Source organism: Mycobacteriales bacterium (assembly GCA_030697205.1).
Taxonomy (GTDB): Bacteria; Actinomycetota; Actinomycetes; order Mycobacteriales; family SCTD01; genus JAUYQP01.
In genome coordinates, this window is sequence record JAUYQP010000013.1 from 219788 (window position 1) to 237364 (window position 17577).

Below are 17577 nucleotides of genomic sequence, written 5' to 3' on the forward strand. Positions count from 1 at the left end.
GGGTGTGGCCCGCGTCACGAGCCTGTTCTACACGTGCGACAGGAACTCCTGCCGCAGCATCTGACCAGCGCGAATGCCAGTTAGGTCCCGTTGGTGTGCTTCTCGAAGAAGCGCAGGATCTCGACCGGGAACGGCATCACCAGGGTGCTGTTCTTCTCGGCCGCGACCTCGACCACCGTCTGCAGCAGGCGCAGCTGCAGCCCGCTCGGCTCGTTGGCCAGCACCCGGCCCGCCTCCGCGAGCTTCTGCGAGGCCTGGAGCTCGCCCTCAGCCGCGATGACCCGGGCGCGACGCTCCCGCTCCGCCTCTGCCTGCCGCGACATCGAGCGCTTCATCCCCTCCGGCAGCGCGACGTCCTTGAGCTCCACCCGCTCGATCTTGACCCCCCACGGGCCCTCGGTCGGCTCGTCGATGACGGTCCGCAGGTCGGCGTTGATGCGGTCGCGGTCCGCGAGCAGCTCGTCGAGCTCGGCCTTGCCCGACACCGACCGCAGCGACGTCTGGGCGACCTGCGACACCGCGAACAGGTAGTTCTGCACGTTGACGACGGCCTTCACGGGCTCGATGACCCGGAAGTAGACGACCGCGTCCACGTGGACGCTGACGTTGTCGCGGGTGATGCACTCCTGGGCAGGCACGCCCATCGTGACGATCTGCATGTTGACCTTCACCATGCGGTCGATCACGGGGATGAGCAGCCGCAGCCCGGGCTGGCGCACCTTCGCCTGCACCTTGCCGAGCCGGAACACCACGCCCTGCTCGTACTGCTGCACGATCCGGATGCCGGTCAGCAACCACAGCCCCGCCAGCACGAGCACCAGCAGCACGATGACCCCAGCGGCCTGACCCATGACCCACCCCCTCGTCGCAGGCGCCCCGGACGGCGCCCGTCCGCAGTCTGCACCGCGGACCTGCCCTCCGAGGGCATACGGTGCGGGGCGTGGAGTCGGTCGCGGTCTTCCTGCTCGTCGCCGTGCTGGTCGTCGCGCTCGCGCTGGCGGTCGTCGTGCTCGTGCTCGTGCTGCGACGCCGACGGCTGGAGCGCGGCCTGCGGGAGCGTGCGACCTCCGACGACCCGCTCGCCCGCGGACCGCAGCTGTCGGACCCCGAGCGCATCGCCACCGGCGACGTGATCACCCTGGACGGCCGCGACTGGGTCGTCCGCGGCACCCTCGCGATGGACGAGGACGGCTACCGCTGGAAGGAGCACCTGCTCGACTCGAGCGGTGTCGACGGGGAGCTGCGCTGCTGGCTGTCGGTCGAGCGCGCCGAGGGCGGGCTCGAGGTCGCGGTCTGGCTGCGCGTCCCCGGCGCCGCGCTCACCCCCGAGCCGACGCTCGTGCACGACGGGGCGACCTGGTCGCGCGACGAGCAGGGCACCGCGCGCTTCACCGCGACGGGATCCACGGGCACGGGGACCGACGGCACGATGCAGTACGCCGACTACGTCATGTCGACTGGTGGGCACACGGGCGCGCTCCTGGCGCTCGAGCGCTTCTCGACCAGCGGCTCGTGGGAGACGAGCACCGGCCGACCGGTCGACCCCGACGCGATGACGATCCTGCACACCCGCTGACGTGCTCGCCGCCCTCGCCGTCCCCTACGTCGACACCCGCGCGGCCGGGCTGTCGTGGTGGCTCGGCGACGCCCCGAGCCCGCTGGCCTCGCTCTCGCTACCGGGGCCGCTCGGTGGCATCGAGCTGCGCCTGCTCGGCGCGAGCCACCAGGTCGTCGCCCGCGCGGGTGACGCGACCGCCCCCGAGGTCGTCGCCTGCCGTCCGGGGCCGGTGACCCCGCTGCCCGGCACCACGCGGCTGCTCGTGGACGGCGCCGACTACCGCTTCGCCAGCACCACCACGTCGTACGACGAAACAGGCACCGCCCGCGTCGCGGCCGCCCTGCGCCGGCGGCACGGCGGTGACGACCGGTCCCTGGTCGGGGCGTTCCCCGGCTCCGCCGACGCCCTCACCGTGCTCACCGCCCGGCCGCTCGCGAGCGGCTGGGCCTGGCGGACCTGGCACGTCTACCCCGGCAGCGGCGAGGTCGTGCGCACCACCGGCTCCCTGCGACTCGCGGCCCGGCCGTCGTGAACCGCAAGCTGCTCGCCCTCGCCCTCGGCCTCGCCCTCGTCGCCGTGCTCGGCATCGTCAGCCTGCTCAGCCGCGGCGGGCCCAAGGACTACGCGCTCGACCGCTACGAGCGGGTGTCGCAGGACGGCGACTCCTACGTCCTGCGCTCGCCCCGGAGCGTCAGCGAGACGGCCGCGGAGATCCGCGGCGCGTGGAAGCCGGCGCAGGAACTCACCGACCCCGCGGGGGTGTTCCTGCGCTACTCCGACCTCGTCGTCGCGGTCACGCCCGACCCGGACCGCGACGGCTCGACGGTCTACCTCGACGACGAGCGCCGCGGCTACGCGCACTGGTTCCCCTACGTCGGCGGCTTCTGGGGAAGTCCGGGCGTCGGCGGCGTCGGCGGGGTGCGCGGCGGCGGCCCGGGAGCGGGCAAGTGAGGGCCCGCCTGCTCCTGACCACCGCGCTCCTGCTGCTGCTCGCTGCCGCTCCCTCTCACGCGGCCACCAACCCGGTCTTCGACGACGAGACCGCCGCCGACATCCAGGCAGCGCTCGACGAGGCGACGGCTGTGCAGGGCGTCTGCTACGGCGTGCGGCTCGAGGTCGACGACGGCGAGACCGGCACGTTCACCGGCAGCTTCGAGGTGCTCTCCGCGGCGACCGGCCCTGCCTGCCGAGGTTCGGTCGTGCTGCAGGCCAGCCTCACCTACACCTCGGAGTTCTCCGAGTTGGAGGACAGCGCCTTCTGGTCGGTGGTCTCCGACCTGCCCGGCGCACCGACCCCCACCGACCTGCGTCGGCTCGGGCTGTCGGCCGGGGCACTGCTCGACGACGGCAAGAGCGAGCAGACGCTGCTCAACGCGGTCCTGGCCCTGCCCGCGCTCACCGCCGAGAGGGTGCCCGGCGTCGTCCCGCTCGTCCTCGTCGAGGCCACGGCCGCACCTCCCGCGCAGGCCGCCCCGACCGACACCCCCGGCAGCGACCGCGTCCGCACGCACCTCACGTCACTCGCACTGCTCGGACTGCTGCTCGTCGGCGCCGTCGTCGTCGCGCTCTACGCCGCCTTCGGTCGGCGCAACCTCGTCGACGACCGCTGGCTCGACCCCGACGTCCAAGCACGCCGCTGGCAGCAGCACTACCCCCCGAGCAACGTGCACCCCACAGACCCGGAGACCCCATGACCCTCGCCACCGCACTCGCGACAGGGATCGCCGACGACCTGCTGTCGGGGGCGCTCGCCTCGCTGGCCTACGCCGGGGTCGGTGCGGCGGTGCTCGCGGTCGGCTACGCCGCCCTCGACGCCCTCACACCCGGCCGGCTGCGCCACCTCGTCTACGAGCACCGCAACGCCAACGCGGCGGTCGTCGTCATCGCCAACCTGCTGGCCCTCGCGACCATCGTCACGACCGCGATCGCGACCTCCGACGACGAGCTCGGTCGCGGCCTCGCCGACGCTGCGGTCTACGGCGGCCTCGGCATCGTGCTCCTCGCGCTCTGCTTCAGGCTCGTCGACGCGCTCACGCCCGGTGACCTCGGCGCGCTCGTCACCGACGAGCGGCCGCACCCTGCCGCCTGGGTGACCGCCGTCGCCCAGCTCGCCCTGGGGGCGGTGCTCGCGGCGGCGATCTCGTGACGCTCGTGGACCGCCGTCCGCGCGCCGCGCGGGCCGTCCTGCTGCTCGCGGTCTTCCTCTGCGCCGCCTGCGGCCTGGTCTACGAGCTCGCGCTGCTCACCCTCGGCCAGTACCTCGTCGGTGGCAGCGTCTACCAGACCTCCGTCGTCCTCGGCGTCTTCGTCTGCGCGATGGGCATCGGCAGCCTCGCCGCCAAGCCGCTGCTGCCGAGGGCCGCGGCCGGCTTCGCCGCGGTGGAGCTGGCGCTCGCCCTCACCGGCGGGTTGTCGGTGCTGGGCCTCTACGCGGCGTACTCCTGGCTGGACCTCTACACCCCCGCCCTGCTCGCCACGTCGGTCGTCGTCGGCGGGCTCATCGGCGCGGAGGTCCCGCTGCTCATGGCCCTGCTGCAGCGGATCCGCCGGCAGGAGGCCGGCGAAGCCGTCGCCGACCTCGTCGCGGTCGACTACGTCGGGGCACTCGCGGGTGGCCTGGCCTTCCCCTTCCTGCTGCTGCCCGTCTTCGGCCAGGTCCGTGGCGCGATCGTCGTCGCGGGCGTCAACCTGCTCGCCGCCGGAGTCGTGGTCTGGCTGCTGCGCGACGGCATCGGACGTCGGGCCCGCGGCTGGCTGACCGGCGCGACCACCGTCGTCGTGGCCGTCCTCGGCCTCGCGCTGCTCGGCGCGGGGCAGTTCCTCGTCGACGCCCGCCAGGCGCTCTACGACGACCCGGTGGTCGTCGCCACCCGCACCGCCTACCAGGAGGTCGTCGTCACGCAGGCGCTGCCCGGCCCGCTCGGGCAGGGCGGCCCGCGCGACGTGCGGCTCTTCCTCGACGGCGACCTGCAGTTCTCCAGCCTCGACGAGCACCGCTACCACGAGGCACTCGTGCACCCGGCCGTCGGGCCGCGCGCCCGCACCGCGCTCGTCCTCGGCGGCGGTGACGGGCTGGCCGCGCGCGAGCTGCTGCGCCACGACGGCCTGCAGCGCATCGTGGAGGTGGAGCTCGACCCGGACGTCCTGCGGCTGGCCCGCACCGACCCGCGGCTGCGCGCGGTCAACGAGGGCGCCCTCGACGACCCGCGGGTGCAGGTCGTCGTCGCCGACGCGATGTCGTGGCTGCGCACCGCGGTCGAGCGCTTCGACGTCGTCGTGGTCGACATGCCCGACCCCGACCAGCCAGCGACGGCCAAGCTCTACAGCCAGGAGTTCTACGCGCTCGCTGCCCGCGCGCTCGCCCCCGGCGGCCGGATGGCGGTGCAGGCCGGCTCGCCGTACTTCGCCCCCGACGCCTTCTGGTGCATCGCCCGCACCGTTGCGTCGGTGGGCCTGTCGGTCACGCCCTTCCACGTCGACGTGCCGAGCTTCGGGGACTGGGGCTTCGTGCTCGCCGCGCGCGAGGGGGCACCGGCACCGGCCGTCGACCCCGACGTGGCGGGCGAGCTGCGCTTCCTCGACGCCTCCGTCCTCGCCGCCTCGACGGTCTTCCCCAAGGACCGCGCGGCGGACCGCTCCGACGTCGAGGTGTCGACCCTGGACCGGCCGCGGATCCTCGAGTACGAGGCCCGCGGGTGGCGTGAGTACTGACCGCGCCTAGTCTTGGGGCAATGTCCGACTTCCCCGATGTGCGGCTGCACGTCGTCTCCGGCAAGGGCGGCACCGGCAAGACCACGGTCGCCGCCGCGCTCGCCCTCGCGCTGGCCAGCGGGGGCAAGCAGGTCCTGCTCGTCGAGGTCGAGGGGCGGCAGGGCATCGCGCAGCTCTTCGACTCCCCGCCGCTGCCCTACGAGGAGCGCAAGGTCGCGGTCGCCCCCGACGGCGGTGACGTCTGGGCGCTCGCCATCGACCCCGAGGCCGCGCTGCTCGACTACCTCCACATGTTCTACAAGCTCTCCCCGACCGGCATCCCCGCGCGCACCCTGCGCCGGATGGGCGCCATCGACTTCGCGACGACCATCGCGCCCGGCCTGCGCGACGTCCTGCTGACCGGCAAGATCAAGGAGGCCGTCGTGCGCCGGCGCAAGGACGGCCGACCGACCTACGACGCGGTCGTCGTCGACGCGCCGCCGACCGGACGCGTGGCGAAGTTCCTCAACATCTCCCACGAGGTCGGCGGCCTGGCCAAGGTCGGCCCACTGAAGAACCAGTCCGAGGGCGTGATGGCGGTCTTCCGCTCGCCGCAGACCGCGGTCCACCTCGTCACGTTGCTCGAGGAGATGCCGGTCCAGGAGACCGTCGACGGGGTCGCGGACCTGCAGTCGCTGGGGCTGCCCGTCGGGGGAGTCGTGGTCAACGCGGTCCGCACCCCGCGGCTGTCGCCGCCCGACCTCGTCGCCGCCGCGGCCGGTCGCCTCGACACCGACGAGATCGCCCGCGGGCTCAAGGCCGCCGGCGTCGACGCGACCACCGAGCAGGTCGCGGCGCTCGCCGCCGAGGCCGGCGACCACGCGCACCGCGTCGAGCTCGAGGAGCGCGGCCGCGACGCGCTCGCCCACCTGTCGCGCCCGACCTACGAGCTGCCGCTGCTGCCCGACGCGATCGAGCTCGGCGGCCTCTACGACCTGGCGCAGGCCCTCAAGGACCAGGGGATGGCATGACCGCCGCACCGGTGCCCGCGCTCGACGTCGACGCGCTGCTCGACACCGCGCAGATCATCGTCTGCTGCGGCAGTGGCGGCGTGGGCAAGACCACCACCGCCGCGTCGCTCGCGCTGCGCGCCGCCGAGCGCGGCCGCCGCACCGTCGTGCTCACGATCGACCCGGCCAAGCGGCTGGCGCAGTCGATGGGCCTCACCGAGCTCGACAACACCCCCCGCGCCGTCGCCGGCCTCCGGGCCGGTGAGCTCGACGCGATGATGCTCGACATGAAGCGCACCTTCGACGAGATCGTCGAGGCGCACGCCGAGCCGGGCAAGGCCGAGGCGATCCTGCAGAACCCCTTCTACGTCGCCCTGTCGTCGTCGTTCGCCGGCACGCAGGAGTACATGGCGATGGAGAAGCTGGGGCAGCTCAAGGCCACTGGCGACTACGACCTCATCGTCGTCGACACCCCGCCGACCCGCTCCGCGCTGGACTTCCTCGACGCGCCGCAGCGGATGACGACCCTGCTCGACGGCCGGATGGTCAAGATCCTGCTGGCCCCGGCGAAGGCCTCCGGCAAGGCCTACCTCAAGGTCGTCACCGCTGGCTTCAACGTCTTCACCGGCGCGATCACGCGCATCATCGGCGCGAGCGTCCTGCAGGACGTCTCGCAGTTCGTCGCCGCGCTCGAGACGCTGTTCGGCGGCTTCCGCGAGCGGGCCCAGACGACCTACGACCTGCTCAAGGCCGACGGCACCGCCTTCGTCGTCGTCGCCGCGCCCGAGCGCGACGCGCTGCGCGAGGCCGCCTACTTCGTCGAGCGGCTCGCCGAGGAGTCGATGCCGCTCGCCGGGCTCGTCGTCAACCGCGTCCACCGCAGCGCTGTCGAGGGTCTCACCGAGCAGCGCTCGCTGGCCGCCGCCGAGCAGGTCGAGGACTCCTCGCCGCTGACCGCGTCGGTGCTGCGGCTGCACGCCGAGCGGGTGGCCCTGGCTGCGCGCGAGGCCCGCCTGCAGCAGCGCTTCAGCACCGCCCACCCGCACGTCGCGGTGGTCGAGGTCGCCGCCCAGCCGGGTGACGTCCACGACCTCGACGGGCTGCGGTCGGTCGGCGCGGACCTCGCCGGCGGTCGCGAGGCGGCCCGCCCGGCGTGACGCCCCCGGCGTACTCCTGCTGGGTGGGTTAGCTGCTGGGTGGACTAGGAAGCCCGCTCGGCCCCGGCGTAGTGCTGGGAGCGCGCGGCCATGAGGACCTCGCGCCAGGACGTGACGTCGGGGCGGCGGCGCAGCAGCGCCCGGCGCTGGCGCTCGGTCATGCCGCCCCAGACGCCGAACTCGACGCGGTTGTCGAGCGCGTCGGACAGGCACTCCGTGCGCACCGGGCAGGCCAGGCAGACGGCCTTGGCGGTGTTCTGCGCGGCTCCGGTGACGAAGAGCTCGTCGGGGTCCTGGCCCTTGCAGGCGGAGAAGGCGGTCCAGTCCTGCAGGCTGTCGGTCGTCAGCCCGCCAGTGCGCTGCGCGGGGATGCCGGTCATCGAGGTCACGGGGCGGTCCTTGCGTGAGGGGGTGAGTCGCGGATCAGCGCGACCTGGCTCACGCTAGGGAGGAAGGTCCCGTGGCGGCAGGCCCCAGAAGTGCCATCTTGGGGTAGTCCTGGCGGACCATGTGGGGCGTAGTCGTCGTACCGGTGGAAGTCGGGCATCCCGGCGCGGTCGAGGTCTTCGCCGTACCCTGGCGAGGTGTCACGACCCGCTCCGCTGCTGCCCCGCGTGGGCCTCGCGCTGCTCGTCAGCGTGCTCGCGGGCGTCCTCGTCGCCGGCCTCGCGCTGCCCGTCGTCGCGGGCGCCGGCCTGCTGGCCAAGGGCCAGGCCGACGACTTCCTGGCGCTGCCCGCCGAGCTCGAGCAGCCGACCCTGTCGACCCGCAGCCGCATCCTCGCCGCCGACGGCACCGTCATCGCGACGCTGTTCCTCGAGAACCGCCTGCCGGTCACCCTCGCGGAGATCCCGGAGCTGACCCGCAGCGCACTCATCGCGGTCGAGGACAGCCGCTTCTACGACCACGACGGCCTGGACTACAAGGGGACCGCCCGCGCCGCGCTGGCCAACACCACGGCCGGTGGCGTGACCCAGGGCGGCTCGACGCTGACCCAGCAGTACGTCAAGAACGTCCTCGTCGAGCTCGCCGACGACCGCAAGGGCCAGCTCGCGGCCAAGGAGGCGACCCTCGACCGCAAGCTGCGCGAGGCGCGCTACGCGTTGGCGCTCGAGAAGAAGATGAGCAAGGACAAGATCCTCGAGAGCTACTTCAACATCGCCTACTACGGCAACGGCGTCTACGGCATCAAGACCGCCGCCGCGCACTACTTCGGCAAGCGCGTGCAGGACCTCACCCTCGCGCAGGGCGCGATGTTCGCCGGGATGGTGAAGAACCCCAACCTGCTCGACCCGAGCGACCCGAAGGCGCGCACGGCCGTCCTGGCCCGGCGGTCCATCGTGCTGCAGCGGATGGCGGACCTCGGCTACATCACCGACGCGGAGCGCGCCGCGGCGGACCGCGAGAAGATCGTCCCCAACGTCAAGCGGGTCCGGCCCGGCTGCGAGGCGCCGCAGGTCAAGGCGCCGTTCTTCTGCGACTACGTCCGCCGCTACCTCGAGGAGGACACCGAGGTCGGCCGGCTGCTCGGCGCGACCCGCGAGGAGCGCCAGCGGCGGCTGCTCGGTGGCGGCATGACCATCCGCACGTCGCTCGACCTGAAGGTGCAGGCAGCGGCGCAGTCGGCCGTCGACTCGAGGGTCCCGCCGAAGGACCCGTCGCGGGTCGTCGCGGTCGCAGACGTCGTGGAGCCCGGCACGGGTGCGGTGAAGGCGATGGCGGTCAACCGGGTCTTCGGCGACGACAAGCGGCGCCCGGAGCAGACCAAGCTCAACTTCGCGATCGGCGGCTCGAGCGGCTTCCAGCCCGGCTCGACGATGAAGACCTTCGTCCTCGCCCAGGCGCTGCGCGACGGGCTGCCCACCGGCCTGCGGCTCAACTCACCGGCGACCTACTGCCCGGTGGAGTTCGAGTACCGCATCGAGGGCGGGAAGTGCCCGGGCAACGCCGGAGACTCCGAGTCCGGCGTGTTCGACATGATCAGCGGCACACACCACTCGGTGAACACCTACTACCTCCAGCTCGCCGAGCGCACCGGGCTGGCCTCCCCGCCGGCACTCGCCGAGGCCATGGGGGTGCGGCAGTTCGAGGGCGGCCGACCCGTCGGCGACCTCGAGCGGGTCCCGTCGTTCGTCCTCGGGACGTCGCAGGTGAGCCCCCTCGACATGGCCGGCGCCTACGCGACCTTCGCCGCCCGCGGTGTGCACTGCCCGCCGCGTCCCGTGACGGCGATCGTCGACAGTCGGGGCCGGGAGCTGCCACTGCCCGAGCAGCGCTGCTCGCAGGTCATCGACCGGGGCGTCGCGGACACCGTGACCTCCATCCTGCGCGGTGTCATCGACGGCAGCACCCGTGGTCGCACCGGCGCCTCGGCCGCGATCGGCCGACCCGCCGCAGGCAAGACGGGTACGACGAACAGCTCTCGCGCGGCGTGGTTCGTCGGCTACACGCCCGAGCTCGCCACCGCGGTCTGGGTCGGCAAGGAGGTCCCGACCGCCCTGCAGCGGATCGCGATCGACGGCCGCTACTACAAGCAGGTCTACGGCGGGTCGCTGCCCGCGCCGATCTGGAAGGACGTCATGAGCGGGGCGCTGGCCGGCAGCCCGGTCCGCACCTTCGTCGGCGCCGACCTCGCGGTGTCGAAGGGCGAGCTCAAGGCGGTCCCCGACGTCACGGGGCTGCCCTACGAGCAGGCCCGTGCGCAGCTCGCCGCCGCCGGCTTCGGGGTGAAGAACGGCGGCCTGGTCGGCGCCGCCCCGATCCCGCTCGGCTCGGTCGCCTCCACCTCGCCGACTGCCGGGGCGTCCGTGCGGGCCGGCGCGCTCATCACCGTCTTCGTCTCCAACGGCGCGGCCCCCGCCCCGACGCCCGCTCCGTCGACGACCGCGCAGCCCAGCGGCGCCCCGTCCGGCCAGCCGAGCAGCTCCCCCACCCCGCGCCCCACGAAGAAGGGCCGCCCCAAGGGCTGACCGGGCCGACCGTCAGGCGAGCGCAGCCTTGACCGCCGCCGCGACGCGGCCACCCTCGGCCCGGCCGGCGACCTTCGGGCCGACGGCCTTCATGACCTGACCCATCGCCTGCGGCCCGGACGCGCCGGTCTCCGCGACCGCCTCGGCCACCATCGCGGTCAGCTCGGCGTCGGACAGCTGCGCCGGGAGGTAGCGGTCCAGCACCGTGCCCTCGTCGACCTCGCGCTGCGCCCGGTCCGTGGCCCCACCGGTGGTGAACGCCTCGGCCGCCTCGCGCCGCTTCTTAGCCTCGCGGGCGATGACCTTGAGGACCTCGTCATCGGAGAGCTGACGGGCCTCCTTGCCGGCGACCTCCTCGTTGCCGATCGCGGTCAGCGTCATCCGCAGCGTCGCGAGGGTGAGCTCGTCACGGGCCTTCATCGCTGTCGTGAGGTCGGCCTTCAACTGGTCCTTCAAGGTGCTCATGGCCCGCACGCTAGTCGGCTTCCGCAACCGGGATGCCGGCCCGCACCACCCTCCGCTAGAGTCGTAGGCGCACGATCCGGGGTGTGGCGCAGCTTGGTAGCGCGCTGCGTTCGGGACGCAGAGGTCGCAGGTTCAAATCCTGTCACCCCGACCAGCACGTCTCCCGAAGACCGAGGGCCGCCCACCGGGCGGCCCTTCGTCGTTCCCGGTCCTCGGCTGCTGTCTCGGGTCAGGCTCCGCGCCAGGGTGCGGTGGATCGACCGAGACGGCGCCCGTCGCGACCGCGTCAGCCCCCGGAAGATCAACAGCACATCCGGTACGGCGGGCACGCTCGCGCTGTCGCTCGGAGGCGTGCAGATGTGCTGTTGACCTTGCCGGAGTCGGGCTGGCGCACAGGTACGTCGCCGGCAGGTCACTAGCGTGGCCTGCATGAGTGACATGCCCGCCTGGGAGCAGCGCTTCCGTGCCGCCCGCGTCTCGCTGCCGGACTGGGCGGAGGACGCACCGCACCGCTGCCTCTACGTCGCCAACCCGACCGGCACCTTCGAGCTCTACGCGTGGGACCGGCAGACCGGCGAGCACCGCCAGGTGACCAGCCGGGAGAACGGCACGTCCGACGGCGCGCTGTCGCCGGACGGCGAGTTCGTGTGGTGGTTCGACGACACCGACGGCGACGAGCTCGGCACGTGGAAGAAGCAGCCGTTCGCCGGCGGCCCGGACGTCGACGCGACGCCGGGGGTGCCTCCGGCCTACTCCGCTGGGCTCGAGATCGGGGACGACGCCGTCGTCGTGGGCTGCTCCGACGACGACGGCGCGACCGTGCACGTGGTCAGGGACGGGGGTACGACGCAGCTGTACCGGTCAGAGCACGATGCCGACGTCGGGGCGCTCTCCCGCGACGACCGGCTGGTGGTGATCGAGCACAGCGAGCACGGCGACTCGCGGCACAAGGCGCTGCGCGCCCTCAGCGTCGACGGCGAGCTCGTCGCCGACCTGTGGGACGGCGAGGGAAAGGGCCTGTCAGCGCTGGGCTTCTCGCCGGTGCGCGGCGACGACCGGCTGCTCGTCCTGCACGAGCGGAGTGGTCGACCCGAGCCGATGGTGTGGGACCCGGTCGCCGGCACCGAGCAGCTGCTCGACCTGGCCGCGGTCCCGGGCGACCTCGTCGCGGACTGGTGGCCGGACGGGACCGCGCTGCTGCTCGTCGCCGAGGAGCGCGGCCGCTCGACCCTGCACCGGGTCGAGCTCGCGAGCGGTGAGGTCACGCCGATCGAGACCCCGGCGGGGACGGTCGGGGACGCGACGGTCCGGCCGGACGGCACGGTCGAGCTCTCCTGGTCGAGCGCAGCGGTGCCGACCGCGATCCGCACCGCCTCCGGCGACCTCGTCCTCGAGCCGCCGGGAGCCCGCCCGCCCGGGTCGGTGCCTGTCACCGACGTCTGGGCCGACGGGCCCGGCGGCGCCGTCCACGCGCTGCTCGCGACGCCTCCCGGCGAGGGCCCGTGGCCGACGGTCTTCGTCGTGCACGGCGGCCCGACCTGGCACGACAGCGACGCCTTCTACGCCGACCGCGCGGCCTACGTCGACCTGGGCTGCGCGGTCGTCAGCGTCAACTACCGCGGCTCGACCGGCTACGGCGCGGCCTGGCGCGACGCGATCACCGGCCGGCCCGGCCTCACAGAGCTCGAGGACATCGCGGCCGTCGCGGACGCGCTCGTCGCCGACGGCACCGCCCGGGCCGACCAGCTCGTCCTCACCGGGGGCTCCTGGGGCGGCTACCTCACCCTGCTCGGCCTCGGCACGCAGCCAGAGCGCTGGTGCGCCGGCGTCGCGGCCGTCCCCGTCGCGGACTACGTCGCGGCGTACGAGGACGAGATGGAGCCGCTCAAGGCCTTCGACCGGTCGCTGTTCGGCGGCTCACCGGAGGAGCTGCCGGAGCTCTACGCCCGCTGCTCGCCGCTGACCTACGTCGACCAGGTGCGCGTCCCGCTGCTCGTGCTCGCCGGCGCCAACGACCCGCGCTGCCCGATCCGCCAGATCGACAACTACCTCGACGCCCTGACCGCGCTCGGCACCCCGCACGAGGTCTACCGCTTCGACGCGGGCCACGGCTCGCTGGTCGTCGACGAGCGGGTCCGTCAGATGCGCGCCGAGCTCGAGTTCGTCGCCCGGGCCCTCGGCCTCGTGCTGCCGACCTGACCCCACCCCAGCAGCGCTGATCAAGGCGGCCGGCAACAGCAGGATCCGGCAGGGAACACGGCCGCGGTGGCGAACAGACACCTCATGCGTCGTACCTCCCTGCTGCTCGCCACCGCTGCCGTCCTGCTCACCGGCGGGTCCGCCCTCGCGCACCCCGACGTCACCCTCGCGCCGACGCTGCCGACCGACCTGACCTACGCCGCGACGGACAACGTCGAGTACCTCGGCCGCTTCCCGGAGCACACCGGCACCGCGGGCGGCATCCTGTCGCCGGACCGCCAGCGGTTCTTCCTCACCGACCCGCGGGGCGTCTACGCCTACGACGTGAGCAACCCCGCGTCGCCGGCCCTGACGGGGACGCTGCGGCTGTTCCAGACCACGACCGGTGCGGCGCTCGCGCAGGAGGATCCCGACACCGACGGCAAGATCCTGCTCGTCGACGCGGCCCCGACGCCGGTCGGTACCGCGGTCCTCAACGTCGTCGACGTGAGCGGTGCAGTCCCGAAGGTGCTGTCGACGCTGCCCGTCACCGACCACACCTGGAGCTGCGTCAGCGGCAAGGTCAAAGGTGGCAAGACCGGGCGCTGCGCCTTCGCCTACGGCCGCAGCGGTCACGTCGTCGACCTGCGCGACCCGAAGAAGCCGGTGCTGCTGTCCGACACCTGGCGCACGGCCGTCGGCTACGGCAACCGCGGCAACTCGCCCTACACCCACGACGTCACCGAGATCCGGCCCGGACTGGTGATGACCGCCGGCTCGACCAACGTGCTCATGGACACCCGCAACCCGGCCGCCCCCAAGCGGCTCCTCGCGATCGAGCAGAAGGGCCGCTTCTCCTCCCTCGGCTACCACTCCGTCGAGTGGGCCAACGGCGGCCGCGACCCGTGGCTCGTGCTCGGCACCGAGATCGCTCCCGACGGCGCGACCAACAGCGCGGGCAGCGACTGCCAGGGCGAGGAGTCGGTCATCGAGACCTGGGACGCGCGCCCCGTCGTCAAGGCGGTCGCGGCGTACGACAAGGGCGTCCCGGCAGCCAAGGCCTTCAAGGGCGTCGCGTTCAAGAAGATCGACGCGTACGACGCAGCCGGGCGCGGCGTCTTCCTCACCGGCGGGGCGCCCGGTCACGTCCTCTACTGCGCGCACTGGTTCGAGCAGCGCCCCGGCTTCAAGGCCGGCGGGCTCATGGCCGTGTCGTACTACGACCGCGGCACCCGCTTCGTGAAGGTCGACGGCAAGGGCGTCATGTCCGAGCTCGGCTGGATCACCGCCGCCGAGGGCTACTCCGGCTCCGCCCAGTGGATCACCAAGGACGTCGTCTACGTCATGGACTACCGCCGCGGCCTCGAGGTGATCCGCGTCAAGGACGAGCCGGCCACCGGCACCCGCTCCTCGGTCGGCGACACCGTGCACGCGCTGTCCACCGGCATCACGCCGCTCGGCATCGGTGCGGTCGGCGGGCGCCTCGGCGGCGCGGGCGGCGGTCTCGGTGAGGTGCAGAAGGGCCTGCTCGGCCTCGCGCCCGCGCTGCTGCTCGTCGTGGCGATCGGCACCCGCCGCCGCGCCCGCACCCTCGCCCTGGCCTGACCACCCGGCGCCCGCCCCGCCCCGCCCCGCCCCGCCCCGCCCCGCCGCACGCGGATTGGGTGGCTTTCGTCGGCGCGCCGCGCGGCGACACGCCGAGGAACCCCACCCAATCCCGCCGGGGGACGGCAGTGACCGCGGGTGCGGGCTGGCGGCAGCGGGCGGGGCGCTAGGGCGTGGGGGTGGGGCTCGGGTCGGGCTGGCGTCCGAGGCCGGCACCCGCACCGGCGGTCGGGATGATGCCGCCGTCGTCGTCCTCCGTGGGCTCGGCGGCGGCGGACGCCGACGCGGCGGAGGCGGAGGCCGCCGCGGCGGACCGGGAGGCCTCTGCAGATGCGGCAGCGGCGGCCGAGGCCGAGGCGGCAGCAGCTGCCGAGGCAGAGGCCGCAGCAGCGGAGCGGGACGCCTCGGCCTTCGCGGCGGCCGACGCGGACGCCGCCGCGGAGGCCGACGCCAGCGCCTCCTGCACGTCGCGGTCGATGAGGTCGGCGTCGTCGAAGGCAGCCTTGGCGAAGTCGCGCAGCCGGGTCACCTGGCTGGACGGGATCTTCCCGGAGCGGCCCAGCGCCTCGACCTCCGCGACGAAGGCCTCGAGCGCGCTGCGCAGCCCGTCGGGGTCGCCCTCGTTGGCCTCGGCGAGCACCGTGTTGAGGGCGCTGTTGAGCCGGGCCTGCGGCGAGGGCGTGCTGCAGCCGGCGAGCAGCGCGGTGGCCACGACGACGTAGGCGACCGGCAGGGCGGCGAGCCGGACCCGCCTCACCGGGCCACCTCCTTGCGCAGGTCCTCGAGGTCCTTGCGGAGCTCGGGCGGCAGCTGCTCGGAGATCTCGATGACCTGCTCCGGGGCGCGGCCGTCGCGGGCGGCGTCGTAGGCGATGAGGCCACCGACGACCGCCCCGAGGACCGCCACGAGGGCGACCGCCCACTTCCACCCGTTGCGGGATGGAGCCGCCACCGGCGCAGGGGCGGCAGCGGGCACGCGCGGCAAGACCGTCGTGCGGTCGGCAGCTGCGGGGCGCGGAGCAGGACGGGCGGCGGGCAGCACGGTGGTCGCCGTACCCCCTGCCACCACGTGACCCAGCTCCGTGGCCACGGCGCCGGCCGAGGGACGCTTCTCCGGCTCGAGCGCGGTCATCGCGCGCAGCAGGCCGGGCCAGCCGGTGGGCAGCGAGTCCGGGACGGCGGGCTGGCGGTGCAGCCGGGCGAGCGCGACCTCGACGGCGGTGCCGGGGTACTCCCGCTCGCCGGTCAGCGCCTCGAGCAGCACCAGGCCGAGGGCGTAGACGTCGGCGGGCGGCCCGACGACCGAGCCGGTCACCTGTTCGGGCGCGAGGTAGGACGCGGTCCCCACCGTGAAGCCGGTGGCGGTGACCTTGGCCGCGTCGATGAGGCGGGCGATCCCGAAGTCGGTGAGCCGGACCCGGCCCTCCCTGCCCAGCAGCACGTTGGCGGGCTTCACGTCGCGGTGGACCATGCCCTGGCCGTGGACGTAGGCGAGCGCGTCCGCGAGGGTCCGGCCCAGGGCCGCGGTCGTGAGCGGGTCCTGCGCGCCGCGCCGGATCGCGTCGGCGAGCGTCTCCCCCTCGACCAGCTCCATGACGACCCACGGCCGCGCCGCCTCGTCAGTGCCGGCGTCGTAGACGGGGACGAGACCGGGGTGGCTGAGCCGGGCGAGCAGCCGCGCCTCGTCGCCGACCCGCGCGGCGTCGTCACCGCCGGAGGCGGTCACGAGCTTGAGGGCGACCCAGCGGTCGAGCGCCTCGTCGTGGGCGCGCCACACCTCGGCGGAGCCGCCGCGGCCGAGGACGGCGGTGAGCAGGTAGCGACCGGCGACGAGCCGGTCGCCCCCGGTCGGGATCGCGACGGTCTCGTCGCTCACGCGGAGGACCGCGCCGACGACCCCGCGGAGGACCGCGCCGCGAGCAGCTCGGCGATCTGCACGGCGTTGAGGGCCGCGCCCTTGCGCAGGTTGTCACCGGTGACGAACATCGCGAGCGCGTGCGGCCCGTCCTGGCGCAGCCGGCCCACGAAGGACACGTCAGCACCGGCGGCCATCAGCGGCGTCGGCACGTCGGCCAACGCGACGCCGGGGGCAGCGGACAGAAGCTCGGTCGCCCGGGCCACCGACAGCGGCCGGTCGAACTCCGCGAGGATCGACAGCGAGTGCCCGGTGTAGACCGGGACCCGCACGCAGGTGCCGGAGACCCGCAGGTCCGGGATGCCGAGGATCTTGCGCGACTCGTTGCGGAGCTTCTGCTCCTCGTCGGTCTCCCACGTCCCGTCGTCCACGACCGAACCCGCCAGCGGCACGACGTTGAACGCGATCGGCGCGACGTACTTCTGCGGCTCCGGGAACGACAGCGCGGCACCGTCGTGGACCAGCTCGGTGGCCTTGTCGGCGACCGCCCGCACCTGCCGGTCGAGCTCCTCGACGCCGGCGAGCCCGGACCCCGACACGGCTTGGTACGACGACACCACCAGCCGGACGAGGCCCGCCTCATCGTGCAGTGGCCGCAGCACCGGCATCGCGGCCATCGTCGTGCAGTTGGGGTTCGCGACGATCCCCTTCGGGATCACCGCGAGTGCGCCCGGGTTCACCTCGCTCACGACCAGGGGTACGTCGGGATCCATCCGCCAGGCGCTGGAGTTGTCGATGACGACCGCGCCCGCGGCGGCGTAGCGGAGGGCCTGCGCCTTCGACGTCGCACCTCCCGCGGAGAACAGCGCGATGTCGAGACCGGTCGGGTCGGCGAGCTCGGCGTCCTCCACGACGACCTCGGCGCCCCGCCACGGCAGCGTCGTACCTGCTGATCGGGCGGAGGCGAAGAAGCGCACCTCGGTCAGCGGGAAGGCGCGCTGCTCGAGCAGCCGGCGCATGACGGCACCGACCTGTCCGGTCGCACCGACGACACCCACGCGAGTCATGTGGTCGAGTCTACGAGCCGCACC

The 17577-nt window shown here is 73.7% G+C and carries 17 protein-coding genes and 1 tRNA gene; 12 read left to right on the forward strand and 6 right to left on the reverse strand.

Annotated features, from left to right (window positions below; translation table 11 throughout):
- Window positions 1–80 precede the first annotated feature (80 nt).
- Window positions 81–851: a slipin family protein gene (locus tag Q8R60_04435; protein MDP3711717.1), complete on the reverse strand. Its 771-nt coding sequence runs from the start codon at window positions 849–851 to the stop codon at window positions 81–83.
- An 89-nt stretch (window positions 852–940) separates the two neighbouring features.
- Between Q8R60_04435 and Q8R60_04440 the strand changes: the two genes are divergently transcribed.
- Genes Q8R60_04440 through Q8R60_04475 form a run of 8 tightly spaced genes read left to right on the forward strand, consistent with a single transcriptional unit; the run spans window position 941 to window position 7415 of the window.
- The gene (locus tag Q8R60_04440) at window positions 941–1576 is read left to right on the forward strand and encodes a DUF4178 domain-containing protein (GenBank protein MDP3711718.1); all 636 of its coding nucleotides are present in this window, start codon (window positions 941–943) and stop codon (window positions 1574–1576) included.
- Between the two features lies 1 nt (window position 1577).
- The gene (locus Q8R60_04445; protein ID MDP3711719.1) at window positions 1578–2090 is read left to right on the forward strand and encodes a DUF2617 family protein; all 513 of its coding nucleotides are present in this window, start codon (window positions 1578–1580) and stop codon (window positions 2088–2090) included.
- Complete coding sequence (locus Q8R60_04450; GenBank protein MDP3711720.1) at window positions 2087–2509, forward strand: DUF4247 domain-containing protein; 423 nt, start codon at window positions 2087–2089, stop codon at window positions 2507–2509. The genes Q8R60_04445 and Q8R60_04450 overlap by 4 nt, the downstream gene beginning before the upstream one ends.
- A complete protein-coding gene (locus Q8R60_04455) occupies window positions 2506–3252 on the forward strand; it encodes a hypothetical protein (protein ID MDP3711721.1) in 747 nt (248 codons plus the stop codon). Before Q8R60_04450 ends, Q8R60_04455 begins: the two co-directional genes overlap by 4 nt.
- Window positions 3249–3704, forward strand: coding sequence for a DUF350 domain-containing protein (locus Q8R60_04460; protein ID MDP3711722.1), 456 nt, complete (start codon window positions 3249–3251; stop codon window positions 3702–3704). Before Q8R60_04455 ends, Q8R60_04460 begins: the two co-directional genes overlap by 4 nt.
- A gap of 5 nt (window positions 3705–3709) precedes the next feature.
- Complete coding sequence (locus Q8R60_04465) at window positions 3710–5269, forward strand: polyamine aminopropyltransferase (protein MDP3711723.1); 1560 nt, start codon at window positions 3710–3712, stop codon at window positions 5267–5269.
- Window positions 5270–5289: 20 nt separating this feature from the next.
- The gene (locus tag Q8R60_04470) at window positions 5290–6279 is read left to right on the forward strand and encodes an ArsA-related P-loop ATPase (protein ID MDP3711724.1); all 990 of its coding nucleotides are present in this window, start codon (window positions 5290–5292) and stop codon (window positions 6277–6279) included.
- Window positions 6276–7415 carry an ArsA family ATPase gene (locus Q8R60_04475; GenBank protein MDP3711725.1) on the forward strand — a complete coding sequence of 380 codons (1140 nt, stop codon included), beginning with the start codon at window positions 6276–6278 and terminating at the stop codon, window positions 7413–7415. The genes Q8R60_04470 and Q8R60_04475 overlap by 4 nt, the downstream gene beginning before the upstream one ends.
- Before the next feature lie 44 nt (window positions 7416–7459).
- Here Q8R60_04475 and Q8R60_04480 read toward each other — a convergent pair whose 3' ends face one another.
- Window positions 7460–7795, reverse strand: coding sequence for a WhiB family transcriptional regulator (locus Q8R60_04480; GenBank protein MDP3711726.1), 336 nt, complete (start codon window positions 7793–7795; stop codon window positions 7460–7462).
- A 204-nt stretch (window positions 7796–7999) separates the two neighbouring features.
- Between Q8R60_04480 and Q8R60_04485 the strand changes: the two genes are divergently transcribed.
- On the forward strand, window positions 8000–10384 hold the full coding sequence (locus Q8R60_04485; protein MDP3711727.1) for a transglycosylase domain-containing protein: 2385 nt from the start codon (window positions 8000–8002) through the stop codon (window positions 10382–10384).
- Between the two features lie 12 nt (window positions 10385–10396).
- On the opposite strand, the gene Q8R60_04490 is transcribed toward Q8R60_04485, so the two are convergent.
- Window positions 10397–10849, reverse strand: coding sequence for a GatB/YqeY domain-containing protein (locus Q8R60_04490; protein MDP3711728.1), 453 nt, complete (start codon window positions 10847–10849; stop codon window positions 10397–10399).
- Between the two features lie 77 nt (window positions 10850–10926).
- On the opposite strand from Q8R60_04490, the gene Q8R60_04495 reads away from it, so the two are divergent.
- From Q8R60_04495 to Q8R60_04505, 3 genes are all read left to right on the forward strand, one after another.
- Window positions 10927–11003: transfer RNA gene (locus tag Q8R60_04495), tRNA-Pro, on the forward strand.
- Between the two features lie 275 nt (window positions 11004–11278).
- Window positions 11279–13048, forward strand: a complete 1770-nt coding sequence (locus Q8R60_04500) for a prolyl oligopeptidase family serine peptidase (GenBank protein MDP3711729.1) — start codon at window positions 11279–11281, stop codon at window positions 13046–13048.
- 84 nt (window positions 13049–13132) lie between these two features.
- Window positions 13133–14632 (forward strand): hypothetical protein, encoded by a 1500-nt coding sequence (locus tag Q8R60_04505; protein MDP3711730.1) that lies wholly within the window; start codon window positions 13133–13135, stop codon window positions 14630–14632.
- Window positions 14633–14798: 166 nt separating this feature from the next.
- Here the strand turns inward: Q8R60_04505 and Q8R60_04510 are convergent, their stop codons facing one another.
- The 3 genes from Q8R60_04510 to Q8R60_04520 are packed head-to-tail and all read right to left on the reverse strand — an operon-like array spanning window position 14799 to window position 17553.
- A complete protein-coding gene (locus Q8R60_04510; protein ID MDP3711731.1) occupies window positions 14799–15389 on the reverse strand; it encodes a hypothetical protein in 591 nt (196 codons plus the stop codon).
- The gene (locus Q8R60_04515) at window positions 15386–16507 is read right to left on the reverse strand and encodes a serine/threonine-protein kinase (protein ID MDP3711732.1); all 1122 of its coding nucleotides are present in this window, start codon (window positions 16505–16507) and stop codon (window positions 15386–15388) included. The genes Q8R60_04510 and Q8R60_04515 overlap by 4 nt, the downstream gene beginning before the upstream one ends.
- Window positions 16504–17553 (reverse strand): aspartate-semialdehyde dehydrogenase, encoded by a 1050-nt coding sequence (locus Q8R60_04520; GenBank protein ID MDP3711733.1) that lies wholly within the window; start codon window positions 17551–17553, stop codon window positions 16504–16506. The genes Q8R60_04515 and Q8R60_04520 overlap by 4 nt, the downstream gene beginning before the upstream one ends.
- Window positions 17554–17577 lie beyond the last annotated feature (24 nt).

Bases quoted from the DNA above. Each gene is read 5' to 3' on its own strand.
- Q8R60_04435 (MDP3711717.1), bottom strand. From the start codon at position 851: ATGGGTCAGGCCGCTGGGGTCATCGTGCTGCTGGTGCTCGTGCTGGCG.
- Q8R60_04460 (MDP3711722.1), top strand. From the start codon at position 3,249: ATGACCCTCGCCACCGCACTCGCGACAGGGATCGCCGACGACCTGCTG.
- Q8R60_04470 (MDP3711724.1), top strand. From the start codon at position 5,290: ATGTCCGACTTCCCCGATGTGCGGCTGCACGTCGTCTCCGGCAAGGGC.
- Q8R60_04475 (MDP3711725.1), top strand. From the start codon at position 6,276: ATGACCGCCGCACCGGTGCCCGCGCTCGACGTCGACGCGCTGCTCGAC.
- Q8R60_04480 (MDP3711726.1), bottom strand. From the start codon at position 7,795: ATGACCGGCATCCCCGCGCAGCGCACTGGCGGGCTGACGACCGACAGC.
- Q8R60_04490 (MDP3711728.1), bottom strand. From the start codon at position 10,849: ATGAGCACCTTGAAGGACCAGTTGAAGGCCGACCTCACGACAGCGATG.
- Q8R60_04500 (MDP3711729.1), top strand. From the start codon at position 11,279: ATGAGTGACATGCCCGCCTGGGAGCAGCGCTTCCGTGCCGCCCGCGTC.
- Q8R60_04505 (MDP3711730.1), top strand. From the start codon at position 13,133: ATGCGTCGTACCTCCCTGCTGCTCGCCACCGCTGCCGTCCTGCTCACC.
- Q8R60_04520 (MDP3711733.1), bottom strand. From the start codon at position 17,553: ATGACTCGCGTGGGTGTCGTCGGTGCGACCGGACAGGTCGGTGCCGTC.